This window comes from Kitasatospora sp. McL0602 (assembly GCF_052076145.1).
Lineage (GTDB): Bacteria > Actinomycetota > Actinomycetes > Streptomycetales > Streptomycetaceae > Kitasatospora.
Window position 1 is genome coordinate 7,002,457 of the sequence record NZ_CP197246.1, and the last position, 22,986, is coordinate 7,025,442.

Consider the following 22,986-nt stretch of genomic DNA (forward strand, 5'->3'; position numbering starts at 1 on the left):
GCGATCACGGGGGTACGCGATACCCAACGGTGACAAAAGGACCCTTGACGTCAATTCTGTGAGCGTTAACATTCTGGACACCAGGCCAGTCCCCCCGCCTGGGCCCACCCGCCCACAGCACGTCAGACCGCTGCTCGACCGATCCAAGGCTCCTGCCAGGTCGGGTCGATCCCGGCAGACCACCTGGAGGAACCAACCATGCGGAAGCTTCTGGCGTCCCTCGCCGCCGCAGCCCTGTCCCTCACGCTCGCCGCGTGCGGCCAGAGCTCCAACGGCGTCGGCGACGGCGCGACCAAGGCCGCCGACGCCAAGGGCGGCCTGGTGGGCATCGCGATGCCCACCAAGTCCTCCGAGCGTTGGATCAACGACGGCGACAACATGGTCAAGCAGTTCCAGGCCAAGGGCTACAAGACCGACCTGCAGTACGGCGACAACGTCGTGGAGAACCAGGTCTCGCAGCTCGAGAACATGATCACCAAGGGCGCGAAGCTGCTGGTGGTCGCGGCCATCGACGGCTCCTCGCTCACCGACGTCCTGCAGAAGGCCGCCGACGCGCACATCCCGGTGATCTCCTACGACCGGCTGATCCGCGGCACCCAGAACGTCGACTACTACGCCACCTTCGACAACTTCAAGGTCGGCGTCCTGCAGGGCACGTACATCGCCGACAAGCTCGAACTGAAGGACGGCAAGGGCCCGTTCAACGTCGAGCTGTTCGCGGGCTCGCCGGACGACAACAACGCCCAGTTCTTCTTCAACGGTGCGATGAGCGTCCTCAAGCCGTACCTCGACAGCAAGAAGCTGGTCGTGGCGAGCGGTCAGACCAGCTTCAACCAGGTCGCCACGCTCCGCTGGGACGGCGCTCTCGCCCAGTCCCGGATGGACAACCTGCTGAGCAAGTCCTACACCTCCGCGCGGGTCGACGCGGTGCTCTCCCCGTACGACGGCATCTCCATCGGCATCCTGTCCTCCCTCAAGGCCGTGGGCTACGGCGGCTCGGGCAAGCCGCTGCCGATCGTGACCGGCCAGGACGCCGAGCTGGCCTCGGTGAAGTCGATCATCGCGGGTGAGCAGACCCAGACGGTCTACAAGGACACCCGTGAGCTGGCCAAGGTCGCGGTGCAGATGGGCGACGCGCTGCTCACCGGTGGCAAGCCGGAGACCAACGACACCACGCAGTACAACAACGGGGCCAAGACCGTGCCGGCCTACCTGCTCCAGCCGGTCAGCGTGGACAAGGAGAACTACCAGAAGGTGCTGGTCGACGGCGGGCAGTACACCGCGGACAAGCTCAAGTAGCCCATCGGAGCCTTGGGGCTGTCCGACAGCCCCAAGGGCCCGCCCTCAGCAGGGAGGTGCGGGCCGGGCGAGCCACCCCTGACCGGCCCGCCCGGCCCGTACCTCCCCCCAGTCGAAACGGATGCACCACCATGGCCGGACCTGTCCTCGAGATGCGTTCGATCACCAAGTCGTTCCCCGGCGTCAAGGCGCTGTCCGACGTCAACCTCAGCGTGGCCGCCGGTGAGGTCCATGCGATCTGCGGCGAGAACGGCGCCGGCAAGTCCACGCTGATGAAGGTACTCAGCGGCGTCTACCCGCACGGCTCCTACGAGGGCGAGATCCTCTTCCAGGGCGGGCCGTGCCACTTCAAGGACATCCGGGCCAGCGAGGCACGCGGGATCGTCATCATCCACCAGGAGCTTGCCCTGGTGCCGTACCTCTCCATCGCGGAGAACATCTTCCTCGGCAACGAGCACGCCGCCCGGGGGATCATCAGCTGGAACCGGACGCTCACCCACGCCACCGATCTGCTGCACCGGGTCGGCCTGCACGAGAACCCGCAGACCCGGATCGCCGACATCGGCGTCGGGAAGCAGCAGTTGGTGGAGATCGCCAAGGCCCTGGCCAAGGAGGTCAAGCTGCTGATCCTGGACGAGCCGACCGCTTCGCTGAACGACGAGGACAGCCGGAAGCTGCTCGACCTCATCCTGGAGCTCAAGGACCAGGGCATCTCCTGCATCATCATCTCGCACAAGCTCAACGAGATCGCCCGGGTCGCCGACTCCGTGACCATCCTGCGCGACGGGCAGACCATCGAGACCCTCGCGGTGGGCCCCGACGGCGTCTCGGAGGACCAGATCATCCGGGGCATGGTCGGGCGGGACCTCGAACACCGCTACCCCGAGCGCACCCCGGAGATCGGTGAGGTCGCGCTCGCCATCGAGGACTGGACGGTACACCACCCGATCGACCCGCAGCGCAAGGTGGTCGACGGCGTCTCGCTGGAGGTCCGCAGCGGTGAGATCGTCGGCATCGCCGGGCTGATGGGCGCGGGCCGCACCGAGCTCGCGATGAGCGTCTTCGGCCGCAGCTACGGCCGTTACGCCGGCGGCCGGGTCCTGCTGCGGGGCCAGGAGATCCGCACCCGCACCGTCCCCGAGGCGATCGGACACGGGCTGGCGTACGTCACCGAGGACCGCAAGCAGCTCGGGCTCAACCTGATGGACGACATCAGCCGCAACATCTCGCTGAGCGCGCTCGGCAAGGTCGCCCGGCGCGGCTGGGTCAACCGGCACGAGGAGCACCGGGTCGCCGAGCGGTTCCGGAAGTCCCTGAACATCAAGGCCCCTTCGGTGTTCGCGGAGACCGGCAAGCTCAGCGGCGGCAACCAGCAGAAGGTCGTGCTCAGCAAGTGGATCTTCTCCGAGCCGGAGGTGCTGATCCTGGACGAGCCGACCCGGGGCATCGACATCGGCGCCAAGGCGGAGATCTACACCGTGATCGCCGACCTCGCGGCCCAGGGCAAAGCGGTGCTGGTGATCTCCTCCGAACTGCCCGAACTGCTGGGGCTCTGCGACCGCATCTACACCATGGCCGAGGGCCGGCTCACCGGCGAGGTCGAGCGGGCGGACGCCACGCAGGAATCACTCATGCGCCTCATGACCGTGAGCGCGGCCACCACGAACGAGCAGGTGTAAGGCATGGCCCAGACCCAGACTCCGCAGCTCAGTGAGCCCTCGCCCGCCGTGGCCGAGCGCGCGCCCCTCGGCGCCGTGCTGGCGCGGGCAGTGCGCGGCAACGTGCGCCAGTACGGCATGCTGGTCGCGCTGGCACTGATCGTGGTGCTGTTCCAGATCTGGACGGACGGCATTCTGCTCCAGCCGCTCAACGTCACCAACCTGGTGCAGCAGAACAGCTACATCCTGATCCTGGCCATCGGCATGATGATCGTCATCATCGCCGGGCACATCGACCTCTCGGTCGGCTCGCTGGCCGCCTTCGTCGGTGCCGCCGCGGCGGTGATGATGGTCAAGCACGCCGTGCCCTGGCCGCTCGCGCTGGTCCTCGCGCTGCTGATCGGCGCGGCGGCGGGCGCCTGGCAGGGCTTCTGGATCGCCTACATCGGGATCCCGTCCTTCATCGTCACTCTGGCCGGCATGCTGCTGTTCCGCGGTGGAACGCAGATCATGCTCCAGGGCCAGTCGATCGCGCCCTTCCCCAAGGGCTTCCAGAAGATCGGCAGTGGCTTCCTGCCCGAGGTCGGCCCGCACACCAACTACCACAACCTGACGCTGCTGCTCGGTCTCGCCGTGCTCGTGGTCGCCGTGCTCCAGGAGCTGAGGGGGCGCCGGCAGGCCGCCTCCTACGGTCTCGACCTCCTGCCGTTCGGGCTGTTCCTGGCCAAGCTCGCGGTCATCGCCGCCGCCGTGCTGGTTTTCACCATGCTGCTCGCCAGCTACCACGGCTTCCCGATCGTGCTGCTGATCCTGGGCACGCTGCTGTTCGGCTTCGGCTACCTCATGCGCAACTCGATCATCGGCCGGCACACCTATGCCATCGGTGGCAACGAGGCGGCGGCGAAGCTCTCCGGCGTGAAGAGCAAGCGGGTGGTCTTCCTGGCCTTCGTCAACATGGGCGTGCTCGCGGCGCTGGCCGGTCTGGTCTTCGCGGCGCGGCTCAACGCGGGCACCCCGCAGGCCGGGATCAACTTCGAGCTGGAGGCGATCGCGGCGGCTTTCATCGGCGGCGCCTCGGCGACCGGCGGCGTCGGCACGGTGCTCGGCGCGATCATCGGCGGTCTGGTGCTCGGCGTGCTCAACAACGGCATGTCGCTGGTGGGCGTCGGCACCGACTACCAGCAGGTCATCAAGGGCCTGGTGCTGCTCGCGGCGGTCGGCTTCGACGTCTACAACAAGCGCAAGGCCGGCTCCTGACGGCAGCGACAACAGGTGGGCCCGGCCGCGACTGCGCGGTCGGGCCCACCTGTTGCGGTGGCAGGGGGCGGTACCGCAGATCTGCACGGCATCGGTGGAGTCGCTCCCGTGAGCGAGTTCGGGCAGTGCCCGTTCGGCACCTTCCCTGCGATCCACCGCGCCCCTGTTGCACAGGTGCTGGCCCGAGGACCGCTCCGGCCTGAGCCGGAACAGGTGGTTCGCCCTGGTGACACGTCAGGGCGTTCGGAGCGGTCCTCGGGCCGGAATCAGCCGCCTTACGCGTTCGCCGGCACGGAGATGTCGAGCTTCTCGGTGGCGCGGCGGTAGCCGATGCTCGCGTAGATGCGTTCCACCGTCTCGTCGGCCGGCTCCAGCCACACGAACCGGAGGCCGCGCCGGTACGCGAGGGCGGTCAGGTGGGCGGAGACGGCCGCGCCGATGCCGCGACGGCGGAAGCGTGCGTCGACGGCGACGCCTCCGATCTCGGTGAGGCCGTCCACGGGGGAGGAACAGGAGCCGCCGCCGGCGGGCTCGCCGTCGAGGCACGCCAGTACGGCGATGCCGCCGTTGAGGATCGTGCGGCGTAGGCCGGAGATCGAGTCCATCGTGGGCTCACCCTGCTCGCCGTAGGCGTGGTGCTGGATCGAGGCGAGCGCGAGCAGTTCCTCGTCGGTGCGCGGCTCGGAGAGTTCGAGGCCCGGCACGGGCTTCGGAACGGCGAGATTCTCCGGCGGGCACGCCATGATCGGGGGACGGCCCTCGATCTCGAACCCGCACTCGAGGAGCACGGCCTCCACCTTCGGCATGCGGGACGGCTGAAACTCGAGCCGGGGCTTGCGGTCCCGGTCGCGGAAGGCCTCGATCAGCGCACGTACGTCCTGCTCGGTCGGCTCGGCGCCGTCGTCGGGGATGGCGTAGCTGCCGTACGGGTTCGACCAGCCCTTGTCGTAGCGCACGACGAACGGGCCGACGCGGAAGCTACCGGGGGAGCGCAGAGCCAGGGTACGGGTGTAGTGCTGGACGTCGAAGTCCACTTCGGTGATCCTCTGAGGTTGGCATGTATGTACTCGGACATGCCGCCGACCCCGCTCACGCGACTGCGGTCGCTTCGGCAGGTGGTACTGCTCGGCTGAACGTCGCCTGCTGGGAATCAGCGTGAACGTCAGCCGCAGGGAACTGTCGGCGGCCCTAAACGGTGAAGGCGCGGACAGGCACAGGCTCACTCCAGAAGTCAGATGGTTCAGGGCCCGCTCCGGGCCCGGAGCCGTCATCGTGGCAGCGCCGGACCGACGGACGCAACCGGATTCGCTCGCCGCTGTCGGTCCCCGCGCGAGGGCTCGCGGTGGATGTTGGCGGCCAGCGCCGGTACCGACTTCGCTGCGGGCAGCGGCAGCGGCAGCGGCGTCGGCCTGCCGGCTGTGTGGCCACTGCTCGTTGACGAGGCGGTGACCGCCGCCCCGAACGTCCTGCTGGGCAGTGGACGCGGCCAAGGCGAGCTGATCCTGCGGGGCAGGATCTCGGCTCCTGCTGCCTCACCTTCAGGAGCGCGGAACGGACCACCACTCGGGCGAACCACAGCGAGTTCTGTTCGCCCGAGTGGCGGATCGGGGGAAGCAGCCCTACTCGATTGTTAACGCTAACAGGATTCACGTCAAGGCGCTCCGAGGATCCGGCTCAGCCGCGGGCGGCCGTCGGGCCGGCGCTGGCGCGCAGCACCAGCTCCGCGGGGACGAGAACGTGGCTGCGCGGGTGTGCGACCCCGGCCAGCTCCTCGACCAGCAGCTCGAGGGCGCGGCGGCCGAGCTCGCCGAAGTCCTGTCGCACCGTGGTCAGGGGCGGGCTGAAGTACGCCGCCTCCGGGATGTCGTCGAAGCCGATCACGCTGATGTCACCGGGCACGGCCCGGCGGGCCTCGTGCAGGGCGCGCAGCAGGCCGAGGGCCATGTGGTCGTTGGCGCAGAACACCGCGCTGACCTCGGCGAGTCCGACGATCCGCCGACCCGCCTCGTAGCCGGAGCGGGCGCTCCAGTCGCCGCTCTCCACGCGCGGCACCGGGGCGCCGGCCGCCTCCAGCGTCCGGCGCCAGCCGTCCTGGCGGTGCCGGCTCTCCAGCCACCCGGACGGTCCGCCCAAGTGGTGCACCGTCCGGTGGCCGAGGTCGAGCAGATACCTGGTCGCCGCCTCGGCGCCGGTGCGGTTGTCGACGGCGACCGTCGCGACCAGCGACTGCGTCCCCGGGCCGACCGCGACCACGGGCACCGGGCTGGACAGCCGGGCCACCGCGCTGACGGCGGAGACCTGCGGCGCGATCACGACCACGCCTTCCACGCCCTGGTCGCGCAGCCGGTCGACCGCCTCCTGGACGGACCGGCCGTCCAGCGAGCGCAGGCTGGTCACGCTCACGAAGTACCCCGCACTGCGGGCTGCCCGCTCGATGCCGTCCAGCATCGACGCCGGACCGAAGAGGGTCGACTCGAAGCTGACCACGCCCAGGGTCTGCGAGCGCCGGGTCACCAGAGCCCGCGCCGCCGAGTTCGGCCGGTAGTCCAACTCCCGGATGGCGGCCAACACCCGGTCCCGGGTGTCCGGCCGGACGTGCGGCGCGCCGTTGAGCACCCGGGACACCGTCTGGTGGGACACCCCCGCCAGCTTCGCCACGTCCGCCATCACCGGCTGGCGCTGTACCGTTTCGACGGTCTCGGTAGCCACTCACTGCTCCCTTGTCGGACGGCCGGGTCGGGATTCTGTTAGCGCTCACACTACAGCGCATGCCCAGATCGACGCAGCAGTGCAATCGGCCGAGGAGTGCCCGTTGACGTCGAGCAGCTTGCCGCTCCCGGTGTAACTCAGGGTGTACGAGCCCCCGGGCGCGGCCTTGACGGTCCAGGCGCCGCCGGTCTGCTGGACGACCTGCGCGCCGTCGGCCGTCGACCCGCCCGCCACGGCGAGCGGCTTGCCGCTGACTCGGTTGACGAAGCGGTAGTCGGTACCCGCCACCGGCTGGTTGTCGACGTCGAACCGGTCGATGGTGACCCAGTCACCCGTCGACGCGGCCCGGTGGCTGCCGGTCACGCGGACCTGAGCCCCAGCCCTGAGCTCCGGACCTGAGCCCCCGGACCTGAGAGCCGGCCGGCCGGCCGGGCAGGTGCTGGCGGAGGTCGCGGCGCTGGGCGCCGAGGCGCAGGCCGAGGCAGCCGGGCTCGGGCTACGCGTCGAGGGCCGGGTGCTGGCCGTGCCCGGGGTGGTCCCGCACGCGGGGCAGGGCCTGATCGAGCACGCCCCGAACCTCGGCTGGCACGCCGTCCGGCCCGCCGACCACTGGCCCGACCCAGGCACCGTGCCGGTACCGGAGAACGAGGCCAACCTCGGCGCGCTGGCCGAGTACTGGCAGGCCGAGCACGGCGCCGAGACCTTTGTGCACATCTCCGCCGAGGCCGGGATCGGCGCCGCCCTGATCGTCGACGGGCAGTTGTTCCGGGGCTCCCGGGGCTCCCGGGGCTTCGCCGGCGAGCTCGGCCACATCCCGGTCGACCCGGAGGGCGTGCCCTGTCCCTGCGGCGCGCGGGGGTGCCTGGAGCAGTACGCGGGCGAGGCGGCCGTGCTGCGCGAGGCCGGGCTGGCGGCGGCTGGCGACCCGGTCGCCCGGCTGGCTGAGCGGGCGGCCGCCGGGGACCAGGCGACCCTGCGGGCCCTGGAGCGCGCCGGGCGCGCCCTGGGCCTCGCTCTCGTTTCGGCGGTGAACCTGATCGACCCGGACAGCCTGGTGCTTGGCGGCGCCTACGCCGAGCTCGCCGAGTGGCTGCTGCCCGCGGTACGCGCGGAGCTGGCCGCCCGGGTCAGGGCGCGGCCCTGGCCCCCCGAAGCCCTGCGCTGTTCGGTGCTGGGCAGGCGCGGCGCTCTGCTCGGCGCGGCCCTGCTGACGACTCGGCAGATCATCGCGGACCCGACCCGGCTGCCGGTGGACTGACCGGACCGGCGCAGCCGATCCGGCTTCAGGGCGATGGGACACGGCGGCCCGCCGCCGCGGCCCGGTGGACGGCATAATGGCCGGTCGGACATCGGAGCAGCGGGAGCCACTGACGTGGCCGTGACGGACGAGGCCATCGAGAAGATCAAGGCGATGATCCTCTCCGGCGAGCTCAAGCCCGGTGACTGGCTGCCCAAGGAGCCCAATCTGGCCGCGCAGCTGGGCCTGTCGCGCAACTCGCTGCGGGAGGCGGTGAAGGCGCTGTCGCTGCTCAACGCCCTGGACGTGCGACAGCGCGACGGCACCTACGTGAGCAGGCTGGAGCCGTCGCGGCTCCTGGAGGCGCTCACCTTCATCCTGGAGCTGCACCAGGACGAGTCGGTGGTGGAGCTCTTCCAGGTGCGGACCGTACTGGAGTCGACCGCCTCCGGGCCGGCCGCCCAGTGGGTGAGCGAGGAGCAGCTGGCGGAGATGGCCGAGCTGCTCGACGGCCTCGGGCCGGACCCGACGGTCGAGGAGCTGGTGGCGAACGACCTGGAGTTCCACCGCCTGATCGCCAGGGCGGGCGGCAACACCGTGCTGGCGCTGGCGCACCGCACCGCGCGGGCCCGGATCTGGCCCGGGATGACGCAGGAGCAGGCGGTGGAGCGCACCATGGCCGAGCACCGGGGCCTGCCGACGCGCTGGCCGCGCACGACGTGGAGACCGCCAAGGCTCGGGCCACGGTGCACGTCAGTGGCGTGGTGGAGTGGCTCCGCAAGGCGATGTAGGCGGCGGGGGCTGACGACGGCGCGGCCGGAAACGAATCCTGATCGAGCGGCAACCTTTCGAGTTCCGGCGGCAACCAGGCAGCGTGACACCGAGTCGACCGACCGAACGGATGGCCATGAAGGCAACGAAGCACGCCGCCCCGCGCCGGTGGCACGGGCGCGGACCGGTCAGGGGCGTCGCCCTTGCCACGCTGGCCGCCGGCGTCCTGACCTGCCTGGCCCTGACGTCTGGTACCGGTGGCGGAGCCGGTGCCGGGCGGCCCGTCGCGGGCTCGGCCGCCCCTGCCGTACCGGCGGTGTCGCCCGCTGTCGGCACTCCGGCAAGCGGCGGCGGCGCGAGTGTGAGCGCGGCTCCCTCCAGTACGAGCCCGGCGCCGCCCCCACCGTCACCCCCACCGTCACCCTCGCCCTCGGCCGCGCCGACCGTCACGGCGAGCGGCAGCGCGGGCGCGGCCGCCGGGACAGCCACCCTGGCAGGCCGGATCAAGCCCGGCGTCGCGAGACAGGGCGTCGCCACCGCCTACGCCGCGGCCGACGGCAACGGCTCCTGCCTGTACGGCCCCACCGACGACATGATGGTCGCGGCGATGAACCACGCCGACTATGAGTCGGCCAAGGCCTGCGGTGCCTACGTCTCGCTGCGCACCGCGAGCGGCGCCACCCTGACGGTGCGGATCGTGAACGAGTGTCCGCCGCCCTGCGCGCCCGGCCAACTCGACCTCAGCCAGCAGGCGTTCGCCAAGCTCGCCGATCTGTCGGTCGGCCGGCTCGCGATCACCTGGACACTGCTGAGCCCCGAGAACGCGGGAACCATCTCGATCCGCTACAAGACCGGGTCCACCAAGTGGTGGTGCGGTATCCAGGTGCTCGGCCATCGGAACCCGGTGGCCGAGCTGGAGGTCCGCGGCGCGGGTGGCTGGCGGCAGTTGCCGCGTACCGACTACAACTACTTCGTCTCCGCCGACGGCACAGGCTGCGGCGGCGAGATCAGGATCACCGACGTCTACGGCCAGCAGCTGACCGTCGACGGGATGACCGTCCGGCCGGACGTGGTGCAACCGGCCGGAGTTCAGTTCGCCCGGCACTGAGCCCTGGCGCGCTGGCCGTCCATCGGGCGCTGTTATGCTGCACCCCCTTGTTAACGTGCACATGGCTTTGACCTGTACTGAGGAGAGGGCGACCGAGGAAGATGCTCCTCGATGACGCGTCCGCGGAGTTCCACGATTTCTTCGAACGCCACTACGCTGAACTGGCCCGTCTGGCCCACCTGTTGACCGGGGAGAGCGATGCGGCCGACGACCTCGCCGCCGACGCGCTGGTCGCCCTGTGGCAGCGCTGGGACCGGCTGCGTGCTGCTGATCACCCGGTGGCCTACGCTCGCGGGGTGGTGGCCAACATGGCACGGGAACGGATCCGCAGCGCGGTCCGCGAGCGACGCCGGATCGCGCTGTTCTGGACTCGTGCCCCGGACCGGACAGACGGACCGGACGTGGCGGCCGTACTGGACGTGCGCTCGGCGCTCGGCCGGCTGCCGTTCCGCAAACGCGCCTGCGTGGTGCTGCGCCACGCCTTCGACCTGTCGGAGAAGGACACCGCGCTGGCGCTCGGCATATCGGTCGGCACGGTGAAGAGCCAGACCTCCAAGGGGATGGCCGAACTGGAAGGGATACTCGGTGCCCGAGTGGCCGGAGTACTGGTGGCAGGGAGGAGGACCCGGTGAACGAGGAGATCGCCCGGCGGCTGCGTGAGGCCGCGCAGGCCCATCAGCCCGACCGCGCGAGGATGCTGGCGAGGGTCCAGCGCGGCGCCGCCGCCGGCCCCGCCGTCCGCCACCGGGCGCGGCCCGGCCTGCGGTCCCTGCCCAGGGCCGCGCTCGCCGGGCTGGCGGCCGCAGGCGTCCTGGCGACGGGCGGCCTCGCGGTGGCCGGCATCGCCGTGACCTCGTCGTCCTCGGACACCGTGACGGCGCCGCCCACGCCGTCCCCGTCCGCGTCGTCGCGGGCCGCCTCGCCCGGGACGCCGTCAGCCCGCCCCACCCACGTGGTGCCGGCTCCGGTCACCACCCCGAGCAGCCCGCGCCCGAGCGCCTCGGCCGCGGTCCAGGCCGAGGACGGCCCGCTCAGGTCGGCCGGCTCCGTGGATGCGCACAGCACCGTCTACTGGTCCCAGGAGGACCTGCTCCTGCGGACCACCCAGCCGCTCACCTCCCTCACCGTGGAACTGCGCTTCGCGCTGACCGGCGGTGTGCAGGACACCGGCAACTGGCGGACCTTGCCGCCCGACGACTTCACCGTCACGGTCCGGCAGAGCGGTGGCACGCTGGTCTACCGCTGGGTGCTCAAGCCAGGCCGTACGGTGCCGACCGGGGAGCACGAGTTCGCCGGCCAGTTCAACCACACCGCCGGAGGGCGCAGCGCCGCGGGAGACACCTACCGGGTGGACGCGCAGGGGGCGGGCGGCCCGGCCTCGGTCCGGGGCGGGTTCAGTCCGGCCCGGTGAGGTCCGTCCCAGGCCTGGGACGGACCGGGAGCTCCTCGGCATCGGCGGTGACAACAGCAAGGGGGCGGCCGGTACCTTCTACGAGGGGGTGACGACCTCGGGCTACCCGTCGGACGCCAGCGAGAACGCCGTCCAGGCCAACATCATCGCCGTCGGCTGCAGCTCCGCCGCCACCGGCACCGGAACGCTGACTCCCGGCTCCCGGCTCCCGGGTCTCGCTCCAGGCCACCACCGCGTGCTGCACCGGGGACTACCTCCGGCACGACGCCGCGGACAGCAAGGTCGTCATCTCACCGGTCAGCGCCGCGAGTTCGGCCACCGGCAAGGCGAACGCGGGCTGGACCGTCCGGGCCGGGCTGGCCGACAGCTCCTGCCTGTCCTTCGAATCCGCCGACCACTCGGGTCAGTTCCTCCGCCACTACAACTACGAGCTCGACCTGGACCCGGACGACGGTGGCAGCCCGTTCGCCCAGGACGCCACCTTCTGCCCGACGTCCGGCAGCAGCGGGCAGGGCTTCTCCTTCCGATCCGCCAACTATCCGACGAAGTACCTGCGGCACTACGCCTACACCGGTTACACGAGGCGTTGCGGCGGAAGGACTCCGTACCGTCCTGGTCCGGCCCGGAGGTCAGCGCGAACGTCCCGCCCGGGGCGTAGGAGACGTTCCCGGTGAAGGAGAACAACCGGGCCGGTGTCGTGCTGTTGACCACGTGCTTGCGGATGACGATCGTCCCGGGCGCGGGCGGCTGCGCCACCGCGTAGTAGTAGCAGAAGACGTGGGTCGGCCCGGTCGGGTAGGCGGCCCGGTCGACGTTGTCGGCACGCTGGTTGTCGACGGAGCAGCGCAGGGTGGCGAAGGAGTAGCGGTCGCCGAGCAGCTGCCGGTTGAGCGGGTCGGCCGGTGTGCCGCCCTGGATCTGGAGCCGGCGCGCCTGCGCGACCGTGCTGAGGGTGGGGTCGAGGTCGCCCGTGAGCGTTCACCGGAGTGGCGGACATGGCACCCGGCCGAGCGGGTCTCGGCTCCACGGGCCCGGTCGCGTACTGTGGTCCGAAACCGAGGACGGGAGCGGGAGTGGGTACCGACGGTGCCGGGGCGGACCAGCGTCAACCCGTGATGGCGGATGTGGCGAAGCTGGCGGGGGTGTCCCACCAGACGGTGTCCCGGGTGCTCAACGGCGCGCCGCACGTCCGGCCGGACACCCGGGACCGGGTGTTGGCCGCCATCCGGGAGTTGGACTACCGGCCGAACTCGGCGGCGCGGGCTCTGGTGACCCGGCGCTCGCAGACCCTGGGCGTGGTCAGCTTCGACTCGACCCTCTACGGTCCGGCGTCGATGCTGGACGGCATCGAGCGGGCAGCCCGCAGTGCGGGGTACTTCGTGAGCGTGACCAGCCTGCGCTCGCTGGACGGCCGGTCCGTCCAGGAGGCGGTCGACCGGCTGCGCGACCAGGGCGTGGAAGGCGTGGTCGTGATCGCGCCGCAGGTCTCCGCCGTCAGCGCGGTGGCCCGGCTGTCCAGTTCGGTGCCGCTGGTCGCGGTCGGCTCGGGTGACCAGACCCGGGTGCCCATGGTGTCGGTGGGCAACCGCTCCGGTGCCGAGGCGGCGACCAGGTATCTGCTCGACCTCGGCCACCGGACGGTGCGCCACCTGGGCGGGCCGGCCAACTGGCTGGAGAGCCGGGACCGCGAGGAAGGCTGGCGCCTGACGCTGGAGGCGGCCGGTGCTCCCGTGCCGGAGGTGGAGCGTGGTGACTGGAGTGCCCGCTCGGGCTACCAGGCGGGGCTGCGGATCGCCGAACTGGCCGAGGTCACCGCCGTCTTCTGCGCCAACGACCACATGGCCCTCGGTCTGCTGCGCGCGCTGCACGAGGCCCGCCGGGCCGTGCCCGGTGACATCAGCGTGATCGGCTTCGACGACATCCCGGAGGCGGCGTACTTCAGCCCGCCCCTGACGACCGTGCGACAGGACTTCGGCGAGCTCGGCCGCCGCGCCCTCGAGCTGCTGGTCGAGGCGCTGGCGGGCGGGGCGCCCTCCCCGGCTCAGGTTCAGATCTCCCCGGAAATGGTGCTGCGGCGCAGTGTGGGCCCGGTCGGCCGTCGCTGAGGCGGTGGGCGGGGTTTCCCGGGTCTTGCTCGGGGAACAGATTGTGAACGCTAACAAGCTTTTGAGCGAGGCATGGCATGGCTCGACGAAACCTTCATACGCTTCGGGCACCGGAATCCCGTGTCCTCCGATCGGAGCGCCGATGTCCAAGCCTCGCCCCCGCCATTCCCTTGTCCGTGCCGTCCTCGGGTGCGCGCTGAGCGCAACCGCGATGCTGGGCGGCGTGATCAGCGCGCCGGCCGCGCAAGCCGTTACCAGGGGCGGATCGTTCTCGGTGCTGACGTACAACGTGGCCGGCCTTCCGCAGGTGCTGTCCAGTGCCTCGACCGACCGGCAGAGCAGCACCACCGCCATCGGGAGCCGGCTGGCGCCGTACGACATCGTGAACGTCCAGGAGGACTTCAACTACCACGCCGCGCTGTACGCCGCCGACTCCCACCCCTACCGCACGGCGACCAGCGGCGGGGCAGCCATCGGCAGCGGCCTCAACACCGTGTCCGATCTCCCGTACGACACCGACGACTTCGAGCGGGTCAAGTGGAACGACTGCCAGCTGGACTCCGGTGACTGCCTCACGCCCAAGGGCTTCACCTTCATGCGCACCCGGCTGGCCGAGGGCGTGTACGTGGACTTCTACAACCTGCACGCGAACGCGGGCACGGCGGCCGGAGATGAAGCCGCTCGGGCAGCCAACCTGGCCCAGCTCACCGGGTACATCAAGACCCACTCGGCCAGGAACGCCGTCATGGTGATGGGTGACACCAACACCCGCTACACGCGCGCCGACGACACCATCGCCGCCTTCACCGCCGACAACGGGCTGACCGACCCGTGGGTGACCCTGGACCACGGGGGCGTGGCGCCGACCCGCGGGGCGGACCTGCCGCTCCGCACCTGATCACCCACGTGGCCACCACCGACGCCACGGTCACCGACACCGAGATGACCGAAAAGATCCATCAGGGCCTGGCAGCACGGGAGTTGTTGCCCGGCGAACACGCCGTGGACGCCGGCTACGTCACCGCAGCCCACATCGTCACCGCGCGCGATGAGCACGGTGTCGATCTGCTGGGGCCGGTCGGGCCCGACACCTGCCACGCGAACCATCCGGGCGAGCACTTCGCCCAGAGCGCCTTCACCATCGACTGGGAGCGCCGGCAGGTCACCTGTCCCCAGGGCGCGACGAGCATCAGCTGGTCCGACCAGCGAAAGGCGAGCGGCACCCCGCTGGCCCGCATCCACTTCGCCGTCACCGACTGCGCGGCCTGCCCGCTTCGGGCCAAGTGCACCACGGCCACGAACGGCAAGTGGGGCCGCAGCCTGACCCTCCTGCCCCGTGAACAGCAAGAAGTCCTCGCTCAACGCCGCGAGGAACAGCAGACCGAGGAGTGGAAGAAGCGCTACGACATCCGCGCGGGCGTCGAAGGCACCATCTCGCAGGCCGTCCGCCGCACCGGCATCCGCCACACCCGCTGCATCGGCCTGGCCAAGACCCACCTCGGCAACGTCCTGGCCGCCACCGCGATCAACATCATCCGCTTCGACGCCTGGTTCACCGAGACCCCACTCGGCCAGACCAGAACCTCTCACCTCGCCCGCCTCGAACTCGCAGCCTGAAGTGCGATCAAGACAACCGGTTTACGGATTTCCCAACGGAGTCCTTCAGCCAGGGGAGGAGTCACGACGACCTCCAGCCCGGCGGGCGCGACCGCAGGGCTGCGGTCAGCGCCCGTTCCAGCGCGGGCGCGCCGGCGTGGTCGATCTCACCGGTGACGGCCCGGCACCAGCCCGCGTCACCGGGGGCGAGCCGTACGACCAGGCCGGGCAGGGCGATATCACCGATGGGTGGGAGGAGGGCGGTGACAAGGGCGGGGGCGGGGTGTTCGGGCATGTCCGGACTCCCTCCAGTGCTGGTGCACGAGCGGACCGGGTCGGTTGGGGCCGACTGTGCGGGCCGGGCGAGGCGCCCGGAGGGGGCCCTCAGATCGGCGTACCGGCCGACGCGGCCGGCAAGGAGCCTGCAACCATGATCACGTGGTCTGCTGGTCGAGCTGATCGGTCCCGGCCGAGGCCCGTACCCGGACGGCGTCCGGCGCCCAGGGCTCGACGCGCAGGACCTCTGCGGCGGTGTGCCGTTCCAGACCGCCCGCGCGGATGCTGTAGGGCGAGGTGGCTCCTCCTTCCTCCTCATCGAGGCGGGACCGGTCCCGGCCGCAGTCCCCGTTCGGCCCAGGCCGCCAGCAGGTGCGGTACGGCCTCGACGGTGGTCCGACGGCCGTGGTCGTGCATCAGCACCACGCCGCCCGGCGGTTCGTCCCGGGCGGCGTGCACGATGGCCTCGGCGTCGGCGCCCGCCCAGTCGCGGGTGTCGGTGGTGCACAGCACCTCGGTGAGTCCGAGTGCCGCCGCGGCGCCGCGCACCCGGGTGTCGGTGTCGCAGTAGGGTGGGCGGAAGAGGGTCGGGTAGCTGCCGGTCATCCGGTGCAACAGCCGCTGTGGCAACTGGAGTTCACGCCGCAGCGCGTGGTCATCGAGGCCCGGCAGGTGCGGGTGGGTGTGACTGCGGTTGCCCAGCCACATCCCGGCCTCGTGCAGGGCGCGCAGCAACTCCGGGTGACGGACGACCTGTTCGCCACAGACGAAGAAGGTGGCCCGGACGCCGGCCCGGGTCAGCGCGTCGAGCAGGGCAGGCGTGCTCTCAGGGTGTGGGCCGTCGTCGAAGGTCAGGGCCACGGTGCTCATTCGGTGCTCCCTCGGCATGAAGGGGGCTGGGATTCGGAACGGTGCCGGCGGCGTCGACCAGCAGTAGCTGCTCGACGCCGCCGGCACCGTCATCACACCGGCCGCGCCGGGACTGTGTTTCGTCAGCTCCAGGGAGAGGCGGTGAGCCAGCTGGTGTCCTGGGCCCATGAGGACGTGGAGTCCCAGGCGTTGGAGCCGCCGTTGCTCCCGATGTAGGCCGTGAAGTTGTAGTGGCGGAGGTACTTCGTCGGGAAGTTGACGGACTGGAAGGAGCGGCCGACCCCGCTGTTGCCCGTGGTGGGGCAGAAGGTGGCGTCCTGCGCGAAGGAGCCGCTGCCGGTGTCGGCGCTCAGGTAGAGCTCGTAGTTGTAGTGGTGCAGGAACTGGCCGGGGTTGTCGACGGACTCGAAGGACAGGCAGGAGCTGTTGGCCAGGCCGGCGCGGGCGATCCAGGTGGCGTCGGCCTTGTCGGTGGCCGAGCTGGCGGAGTTGATGTTGGAGATGACGACCTTGTTGTCGGCGTCGTCGTGGCGCAGGTAGTCAGCGGTGCAGCAGGGGGCGGTGGTGGCCTGCAGGGAGATCCGGGAGCCGGGCGTCAGGGAGCCGGTGCTGGTCGAGGCGCTGCTGTAGCCGGCGGCGGTGATGTTGGCCTGTACGGCGTTCTCGGTGGCGTCCGACGGGTAGCCCGAGGTCATCACGCCTTCGTAGAAGGTGCCCTGGGCGCCCTTGCTGTTGTCGCCGCCGATGCCCAGGATGATCGAACCTTCCTTGTGCATCGGGTTGTAGCCGGAGGCGTTGGGGCGCACGCCGCTGTAGAAGGTGGACAGGCTGCCCGACTGCGCGTCGCCGCCGCGGATGGCCCACTGGTTCGGGGCGCCCTTGACCATGGCGCTCAGAAACCGGTTGGTGACGGTGGGGTCGCCGGCGTTGAAGCGGGTGTTCACGCCGGAGAACAGGCCGTTCTCCAGGTCGGCCATCACCCAGGGGCCGTTGCCGCTGCCGGAGCCCCAGACATTGTTGTTGCCGAAGTAGACGGCCTCCATGTGGCCGTTGCCGGTGTCGTGGTCGTTGGTCTCGGCGTTGCCGTAGTCGAAGCAGCAGCCACCGTTGAAGTGCTTGCCGTTGAAGATCGCGTACATGCCCTCGGACTGGTCGCCGGTGGCGATGCCGTTGGTGTGGTCGTTGCGGTAGCCGGTGCCGGGGGCCACGTAGACGCCGTACGCCTTGTGGCCGCCGACGGTGACCGGCGCCTCGAAGGCGTTGGCGAGGTTGTCCGGCCCCCCGGCGGCTCCGCCCGCGGGTGCCTGGGTGAGGCTGTTGCCCTTGCCGGACTCGTCGTAGATGACGGTGATGACGCAGCTGGTGTTCGCGCAGAAGGCATCCTGCGCGGCGGCGTCGGCGTATCCGCCGGTGCTCAGGACGCCGATGTCCCTGGTCGCGCTGTCGGAGGCGCGCCTGACCTGGTACAGCGGGCCGCCGTACCCCGCGTACAGGGCCCGGGTGGTGCTGTGCGCCGCGACGCAGGGGGTGCCGCCCGCGGCGTAGATGTCGCACGGCTGCTGGGTGGCGGCCTGCGAGTTGCCGGCCGTGGCGGTGAGCAGGCCGGCGGCGAGCACGGCGGTTGTGCCTGCCGAGAGGAGCGCGCGCCTGGCGCGGCGGATCCACGGTTGCTTGGTCATGAAGGCCTCTTTCACTGGGTGGGGTGTGAGGTGACCGCCGGCGAACTCCGGTGCCTGGCTGTGCCGGCGGCGCGGGTCGGGGGGACGCCTCCGGGGCCGGTGCGGGTCCGGCCGTCTTCGGTGGGGGACCCGGGGCGGGCTGCTCGTCAGCTCCAGGGGGCGGCGGCGAGCCAGCTGGTGTCCTGGGCCCACGAGGACGCGGAGTCCCAGGCGTTGGAGCCGCCGTTGCTCGCGATGTAGGCGGTGAAGGCGTAGTGGCGGATGTACTTGGCCGGGTAGTTGAAGGGCTGGAGGGAGTAACCCGTGCCGCTGTTACCCGACTTGGGGCAGAAGGTGGCGTCGGCGGCGAACTGGGTGGTGTTGTCATTGGGCTGGAGGTGGAGCTGGAACGCGTAGTGCCTCAGGTAGCTGCCGGACGTGTCGGCCGACTCGAAGGAGACGCAGTTGCTGTTGGCCAGGCCTGCGCGGACGATCCAGGTGGCGTCGCCCTTGTCCGTGGCGGAACTGCTTGAGGCCACCGGCGCGATCACGACCTTGTCGTCGCTCGCGTCGTGCCGCAGGTAGTCGGCGGTGCAGCAGGAGGTGGTGGCTTGCAGCGAGATCCTCGCGCCCGGAGTGAAGGGGGTGGTGGCGGTCGTGTAGCCCGCTGCGGCGATGTTGGCCTGGACAGCGGCGTCGGTGGCGTCGGTGGGGTAGCCCTTGACCATCGCGCCCTCGTAGAAGGTGCCCGCGCTGTCGTTGTGGTTGGTCTGGCAGCAGTCGCCGCCGCTGCCGAGGATGATGGCGCCCTGCTTGTGCATCGGGTTGTAGCCGCTGGGCAGTGAGCCGCTGTAGAGCCTGGTCAGGCTCCCGGACTGGGCGTTGGCGCCCTGCAGCGCCATCTGGGTGGTGCCGTTGTTCTTGAGCATCGCGGTGGCGAAGCGGCTGGTCTCGGAGACCTGGTTGGTGTTCCAGGCCGTGCTGCCGCCGGGGAACAGGCCGTCCTCGAGGTCCGCCTGCACCCACGGCCCGGTTCCGCTGCAACCGCCGAACCAGCACGACGTGCCGAAGTTGATCGCGTCCATGGCGCCGTTGCCGTCGGCCTTGTGGTCGGTCTCGGTGTTGCCGTAGTCGAAGCAGCAGCCGCTGTTGACGTGGGTGCCGCTGGTGACCATGTACTCGCCCTCGGGCGAGCTTCCGGTCGGCACACCCGAGCCGTTGGCCCAGTAGCTGTTGCCGGGGTTGATGTAGAGCGCGTAGGCCTTCTGGCCGCCCACGGTCAACGCCTCGGTGGTCGCGGTGGCGGCCGTGTCGGCACCCCCGGTCCCGCCCGGTCCCTGGTAGACCAGGGTGTTGCCGCTGTTGCCTGTCTGGTCGTAGACGCGGGTGATGGTGCAGGTGGTGCCCGCGCAGAACGAGTCCTGGGCGGCGGCGTCGGCGACGCCGCCGGCGGACTGCACCCCGATGTTCTGCGACGCGCTGTCCGAGATCCGCTGCACCTGGTAGAGCGGGCCGTTGTAGGAGGCGAACAGCGCGCGGGTGGTGCTGTGCGCCGCGACGCACGGCGTGCCGCCCGCGGCGTAGATGTCACATGGCTCCTGCGTGGCGGCCCGGGAGGGGCCGGCCAGGGCGAGGATGCCGGTCAAGGCGAGTGCGACAGTGACGAGTGCGGTGAGCAGTCCCCGCAGAGGTCGGCGATCAGCGCGGAGGGCGGGCGGCGGCATATCTGGACTCCCTTGTTCGATGCGGTGCCTGAAGCCTCGTCTTGCCTGAATCGGCGCCGCGCCTGCCCCCGGAGGGCGGTCCGATCCGGCCTCGTACTCCCAAGTAGTGTTAGCGCTAACAATTACGCCGCCAGGAAGGCCCGGCGTTTCAGCGCTGTCGCCGCGTCAGGAGTGCGTTGTGGCCATCACTATCAAGTAGGCGCAGAAGCCCAGTCAAGGCTTGTGCATTCCCGACCTGATAGCCGCGCGCACACGCAGCAGGATGAGGACGGCTGCCGGAAAGCGGCCTCGGCTCGACCCGCGACGGCTTGAGAGTGTCCCTCCAGGTCCGGGTCGAACTGGTGCGACAGGCAGTGGATCGCCAGCTCAGACGGGGAGCGCTCGGTCCGGCGGGCCCGGTCATCCAAGGCCGGCGTCACCTGCCCGAGCCGCACGTCCTGGACCACACCGGCTGTGGGGGTGCTCCCCTGGGGTGATCTACGGCCTGCCGACCGGCGTGGTGTGGGGCGCCGTTGCCGAGGGCGGTCCGTGGCAGGACGACGGGCTCCGCCGCAGGCCAGGCCCCCTCTCGTGCCGCCGACGGCCGTCGTGCCTCCGGAGGCGGCGGGTCGGGCCGCGACCGTGTTTCGTGGCCATGGACGGCGGGTTACGGAGCCATGTCTTGACAGGCAAATTGTTAACGCTCACAATTCCCGGAGCGCCCCGCGCCACAACACCGGAGCTTCCTGCCCCCGGCGGCGACGGCGATGGCGGCGGTGCGCGCTCCCAGGACCCCGTTTCCGCAACTCTGAGGGTAGGTGCGGAACGGGCCTGCCGGGCCGCCGAGCCCCACAACCCAGTGTGGGTGACTCGGCCGGCCCGGCTCCCACCGCCGCACCGGACGAAGGACTGATGACGTGACCGTGACTCCCGCGCCCGACGACCCGCAGCGGTACGTCGTCGGAATCGACTTCGGCACGCTCTCCGGGCGCGCCGTGGTGGTGCGGGTCGCCGACGGTGAGGAACTCGCCTCCGCCGTCCACGACTACGCCCACGCCGTCATCGACCGGACCCTGCCGGTCGGCGGGGCCACGCTGCCGCCCGACTGGGCCCTCCAGCACCCCGACGACTGGCGCGAGGTGCTGCGCACCGCCGTCCCGGCCGCCGTCGCCGAAGCCGGCATCGACCCGGCCGAGGTCATCGGCATCGCCACCGACTTCACCGCCTGCACCGTGCTGCCCGTGCTGGCCGACGGCACCCCGCTCGCCGAGGTCGAGGAGTTCTCCGCCCGGCCGCACGCCTGGCCGAAGCTGTGGAAGCACCATGCGGCGCAGCACCAGGCCGACCGGATCAACGAACTGGCCCACCAGCGCGGCGAGAAGTGGATCTCCCGCTACGGCGGGAAGATCTCCGCCGAGTGGCAGTACGCCAAGGCGCTCCAGGTGCTGGAGGAGGACCCGCGGACCTATACCGCCATCGAGCGCTGGATCGAGGCGGCCGACTGGATCGTCTGGCAGCTCTGCGGCACCGAGACCCGGAACACCTGCACCGCCGGGTACAAGGGCATCTTCCAGGACGGCCAGTACCCGAGCGCCGACTACCTCGCCGCTCTGCACCCCGACTTCGCGGACTTCGCCGCCACCCGGCTCGACCGCCCGCTCTCCCAGCTCGGCTCCCGGGTCGGTTCGCTGACCGGGCAGGCCGCCGCCTGGACCGGCCTGCCCGAGGGCATCGCCGTGGCCGCCGGCAACGTCGACGCGCACGTCGCCGCGCCTGCGGCCCAGGCCGTCGAGAACGGCCAACTCCTCGCCATCATGGGCACCTCCACCTGCCACGTCGTCAACGGAGCCACCCTGGCGGACGTCCCCGGGATCTGCGGTGTGGTCGACGGCGGCATCATCGCCGGCAGCTACGGCTACGAGGCCGGGCAGAGCGCGGTGGGCGACATCTTCGCGTGGTGGACCGGCCAGGGTGTACCGGCCGACTACCTCGCGGAGGCGGCCGAACTCGGCGAGGACAGCCACCAGTTGCTCACCCGCAAGGCGGCCGACCAGCCGGTCGGCGGCCACGGCCTGGTGGCACTGGACTGGATGAACGGCAACCGCTCCACCCTGGTCGACCACCACCTCTCCGGCGTCATCGTCGGCCTCACGCTGGCCACCCGTCCGGAGGAGATCTACCGCGCTCTGCTGGAAGCCACCGCTTTCGGTACCCGCGCCATCGTCGACGCCCTGGAGCAGGGCGGCGTCCCGGTGACCGAGTTCATCGTCACCGGCGGGCTGAAGAAGAACGCCCTGCTGATGCAGATCTACGCGGACGTGCTGCGCCGCCCGGTCTCGCTCGCGGTCTCCACCCAGGGCCCCGCGCTGGGCTCCGCCATCCACGCCGCCGTCGCGGCGGGAGCCTACCCGGACGTCCGCGCGGGCGCCGCCGCGATGGGCCGCGTCGAGCGCGCCGCCTACCAGCCCGACCCCGACCGGGCCGACGCGTACGACGCCCTGTACGCCGAGTACCGGCTGCTGCACGACCACTTCGGCACCGGGCCCGACAAGGCCCTGCACCGCCTGCGTTCGATCCGCAACGCCGCTCTGACCGCCACCGCCACCACGGCAGCCGCCGCCTCCCCGAACAGCGAGGTCTGACCCTGTGAGCACCCTGCCCGAACTCGTGGCTCTGCTGCGCCGCCAAGTCAGTGATCTGCACCTTGAGTTGGTGCGGTACGGCCTGGTCGTGTGGACCGCCGGCAACGTCTCCGCCCGGGTGCCCGGCTACGACCTGCTGGTGATCAAGCCGAGCGGTGTCTCGTACGACGAGCTGTCGCCGGAGAACATGATCCTCTGCGATCTGGACGGCAAGGTCGTCGAGGGCGGCTACTCGCCGTCCTCCGACACCGCCGCCCACGCGTACGTCTACCGGCACATGCCCGAGGTCGGGGGAGTGGTGCACACCCACTCGACGTACGCCTGCGCCTGGGCGGCGCGCGGCGAGGCCGTGCCCTGCGTACTGACCGCGATGGCCGACGAGTTCGGCGCCGAGATCCCGGTCGGCCCGTTCGCCCTGATCGGCGACGATTCGATCGGCAAGGGCATCGTCGAGACGCTCAGCGGTCACCGCTCGCCGGCCGTGCTGATGAAGAGCCACGGTGTCTTCACCATCGGCAAGGACGCCAAGGCGGCGGTCAAGGCGGCCGTGATGTGCGAGGACGTCGCCCGCACGGTCCACATCTCCCGCCAGCTCGGCGAACCGCTGCCGATCGCCCAGGCGGACATCGACAGCCTCAACTACCGCTACCAGAACGTGTACGGCCAGCAGTCCGTGGCCGGCTAAG

General features: G+C 70.9%; 18 protein-coding genes and 3 pseudogenes. 14 read left to right on the forward strand and 7 right to left on the reverse strand.

What is annotated here, in order from left to right; all coding sequences use genetic code 11:
* The first annotated feature begins 198 nt into the window (after positions 1–198).
* From chvE to mmsB, 3 genes are all read left to right on the forward strand, one after another.
* Positions 199–1,299, forward strand: coding sequence for a multiple monosaccharide ABC transporter substrate-binding protein (gene chvE / locus ACR68M_RS31705; RefSeq protein ID WP_441247591.1), 1,101 nt, complete (start codon positions 199–201; stop codon positions 1,297–1,299).
* A 131-nt stretch (positions 1,300–1,430) separates the two neighbouring features.
* Complete coding sequence (mmsA, locus tag ACR68M_RS31710) at positions 1,431–2,978, forward strand: multiple monosaccharide ABC transporter ATP-binding protein (RefSeq protein ID WP_441247592.1); 1,548 nt, start codon at positions 1,431–1,433, stop codon at positions 2,976–2,978.
* Between the two features lie 3 nt (positions 2,979–2,981).
* Positions 2,982–4,214 (forward strand): multiple monosaccharide ABC transporter permease, encoded by a 1,233-nt coding sequence (gene mmsB, locus ACR68M_RS31715; RefSeq protein ID WP_441247593.1) that lies wholly within the window; start codon positions 2,982–2,984, stop codon positions 4,212–4,214.
* A gap of 275 nt (positions 4,215–4,489) precedes the next feature.
* On the opposite strand, the gene ACR68M_RS31720 is transcribed toward mmsB, so the two are convergent.
* The 3 genes from ACR68M_RS31720 to ACR68M_RS31730 form a co-directional block, all read right to left on the reverse strand.
* Entirely contained in the window at positions 4,490–5,248 is a 759-nt protein-coding gene (locus tag ACR68M_RS31720) for a GNAT family N-acetyltransferase (RefSeq protein WP_441247594.1), read from the reverse strand.
* 640 nt (positions 5,249–5,888) lie between these two features.
* Positions 5,889–6,881, reverse strand: a complete 993-nt coding sequence (locus tag ACR68M_RS31725; RefSeq protein ID WP_441251765.1) for a LacI family DNA-binding transcriptional regulator — start codon at positions 6,879–6,881, stop codon at positions 5,889–5,891.
* Positions 6,882–6,968: 87 nt separating this feature from the next.
* Positions 6,969–7,286, reverse strand: coding sequence for an RICIN domain-containing protein (locus ACR68M_RS31730; protein WP_441247595.1), 318 nt, complete (start codon positions 7,284–7,286; stop codon positions 6,969–6,971).
* A gap of 73 nt (positions 7,287–7,359) precedes the next feature.
* Here ACR68M_RS31730 and ACR68M_RS31735 point away from each other — a divergent pair, with 73 nt between their 5' ends.
* The 9 genes and pseudogenes from ACR68M_RS31735 (at position 7,360) to ACR68M_RS31775 (ending at position 15,172) form a co-directional block, all read left to right on the forward strand.
* On the forward strand, positions 7,360–8,181 hold the full coding sequence (locus ACR68M_RS31735; protein WP_441247596.1) for an ROK family protein: 822 nt from the start codon (positions 7,360–7,362) through the stop codon (positions 8,179–8,181).
* Positions 8,182–8,295: 114 nt separating this feature from the next.
* Positions 8,296–8,951: pseudogene (locus tag ACR68M_RS31740) on the forward strand (FadR/GntR family transcriptional regulator).
* 116 nt (positions 8,952–9,067) lie between these two features.
* On the forward strand, positions 9,068–10,039 hold the full coding sequence (locus ACR68M_RS31745) for an expansin EXLX1 family cellulose-binding protein (RefSeq protein WP_441247597.1): 972 nt from the start codon (positions 9,068–9,070) through the stop codon (positions 10,037–10,039).
* A gap of 101 nt (positions 10,040–10,140) precedes the next feature.
* Positions 10,141–10,671 (forward strand): SigE family RNA polymerase sigma factor, encoded by a 531-nt coding sequence (locus ACR68M_RS31750; protein WP_441247598.1) that lies wholly within the window; start codon positions 10,141–10,143, stop codon positions 10,669–10,671.
* On the forward strand, positions 10,668–11,450 hold the full coding sequence (locus ACR68M_RS31755; RefSeq protein WP_441247599.1) for a hypothetical protein: 783 nt from the start codon (positions 10,668–10,670) through the stop codon (positions 11,448–11,450). Before ACR68M_RS31750 ends, ACR68M_RS31755 begins: the two co-directional genes overlap by 4 nt.
* 281 nt (positions 11,451–11,731) lie before the next feature.
* Positions 11,732–12,124 (forward strand): annotated as a pseudogene (locus tag ACR68M_RS31760) (AbfB domain-containing protein); the annotation flags it as partial.
* A 441-nt stretch (positions 12,125–12,565) separates the two neighbouring features.
* Positions 12,566–13,555, forward strand: a complete 990-nt coding sequence (locus tag ACR68M_RS31765; RefSeq protein WP_441251766.1) for a LacI family DNA-binding transcriptional regulator — start codon at positions 12,566–12,568, stop codon at positions 13,553–13,555.
* A gap of 211 nt (positions 13,556–13,766) precedes the next feature.
* Positions 13,767–14,435: pseudogene (locus ACR68M_RS31770) on the forward strand (jacalin-like lectin); the annotation flags it as partial.
* A gap of 26 nt (positions 14,436–14,461) precedes the next feature.
* A complete protein-coding gene (locus ACR68M_RS31775; protein WP_441247600.1) occupies positions 14,462–15,172 on the forward strand; it encodes a transposase in 711 nt (236 codons plus the stop codon).
* 61 nt (positions 15,173–15,233) lie between these two features.
* Here the strand turns inward: ACR68M_RS31775 and ACR68M_RS31780 are convergent, their stop codons facing one another.
* The 4 genes from ACR68M_RS31780 to ACR68M_RS31795 form a co-directional block, all read right to left on the reverse strand.
* Positions 15,234–15,446, reverse strand: coding sequence for a hypothetical protein (locus ACR68M_RS31780; RefSeq protein WP_441247601.1), 213 nt, complete (start codon positions 15,444–15,446; stop codon positions 15,234–15,236).
* A gap of 296 nt (positions 15,447–15,742) precedes the next feature.
* The gene (locus tag ACR68M_RS31785; RefSeq protein ID WP_441247602.1) at positions 15,743–16,297 is read right to left on the reverse strand and encodes a polysaccharide deacetylase family protein; all 555 of its coding nucleotides are present in this window, start codon (positions 16,295–16,297) and stop codon (positions 15,743–15,745) included.
* 122 nt (positions 16,298–16,419) lie between these two features.
* A complete protein-coding gene (locus ACR68M_RS31790; protein ID WP_441247603.1) occupies positions 16,420–17,976 on the reverse strand; it encodes an alpha-L-arabinofuranosidase B in 1,557 nt (518 codons plus the stop codon).
* Between the two features lie 146 nt (positions 17,977–18,122).
* Complete coding sequence (locus ACR68M_RS31795; RefSeq protein WP_441247604.1) at positions 18,123–19,679, reverse strand: alpha-L-arabinofuranosidase B; 1,557 nt, start codon at positions 19,677–19,679, stop codon at positions 18,123–18,125.
* A gap of 902 nt (positions 19,680–20,581) precedes the next feature.
* Between ACR68M_RS31795 and ACR68M_RS31800 the strand changes: the two genes are divergently transcribed.
* The gene (locus ACR68M_RS31800; RefSeq protein WP_441251767.1) at positions 20,582–22,300 is read left to right on the forward strand and encodes a ribulokinase; all 1,719 of its coding nucleotides are present in this window, start codon (positions 20,582–20,584) and stop codon (positions 22,298–22,300) included.
* A gap of 4 nt (positions 22,301–22,304) precedes the next feature.
* On the forward strand, positions 22,305–22,985 hold the full coding sequence (locus ACR68M_RS31805) for an L-ribulose-5-phosphate 4-epimerase (RefSeq protein ID WP_441247605.1): 681 nt from the start codon (positions 22,305–22,307) through the stop codon (positions 22,983–22,985).
* Position 22,986 lies beyond the last annotated feature (1 nt).

What these genes read in the sequence shown, in the direction of transcription:
- chvE (WP_441247591.1), top strand. Translation starts at nt 199, where the DNA reads ATGCGGAAGCTTCTGGCGTCCCTCGCCGCCGCAGCCCTGTCCCTCACG.
- mmsA (WP_441247592.1), top strand. Translation starts at nt 1,431, where the DNA reads ATGGCCGGACCTGTCCTCGAGATGCGTTCGATCACCAAGTCGTTCCCC.
- mmsB (WP_441247593.1), top strand. Translation starts at nt 2,982, where the DNA reads ATGGCCCAGACCCAGACTCCGCAGCTCAGTGAGCCCTCGCCCGCCGTG.
- ACR68M_RS31725 (WP_441251765.1), bottom strand. Translation starts at nt 6,881, where the DNA reads ATGGCGGACGTGGCGAAGCTGGCGGGGGTGTCCCACCAGACGGTGTCC.
- ACR68M_RS31745 (WP_441247597.1), top strand. Translation starts at nt 9,068, where the DNA reads ATGAAGGCAACGAAGCACGCCGCCCCGCGCCGGTGGCACGGGCGCGGA.
- ACR68M_RS31750 (WP_441247598.1), top strand. Translation starts at nt 10,141, where the DNA reads ATGCTCCTCGATGACGCGTCCGCGGAGTTCCACGATTTCTTCGAACGC.
- ACR68M_RS31765 (WP_441251766.1), top strand. Translation starts at nt 12,566, where the DNA reads ATGGCGGATGTGGCGAAGCTGGCGGGGGTGTCCCACCAGACGGTGTCC.
- ACR68M_RS31780 (WP_441247601.1), bottom strand. Translation starts at nt 15,446, where the DNA reads ATGCCCGAACACCCCGCCCCCGCCCTTGTCACCGCCCTCCTCCCACCC.
- ACR68M_RS31785 (WP_441247602.1), bottom strand. Translation starts at nt 16,297, where the DNA reads ATGAGCACCGTGGCCCTGACCTTCGACGACGGCCCACACCCTGAGAGC.
- ACR68M_RS31790 (WP_441247603.1), bottom strand. Translation starts at nt 17,976, where the DNA reads ATGACCAAGCAACCGTGGATCCGCCGCGCCAGGCGCGCGCTCCTCTCG.
- ACR68M_RS31795 (WP_441247604.1), bottom strand. Translation starts at nt 19,679, where the DNA reads ATGCCGCCGCCCGCCCTCCGCGCTGATCGCCGACCTCTGCGGGGACTG.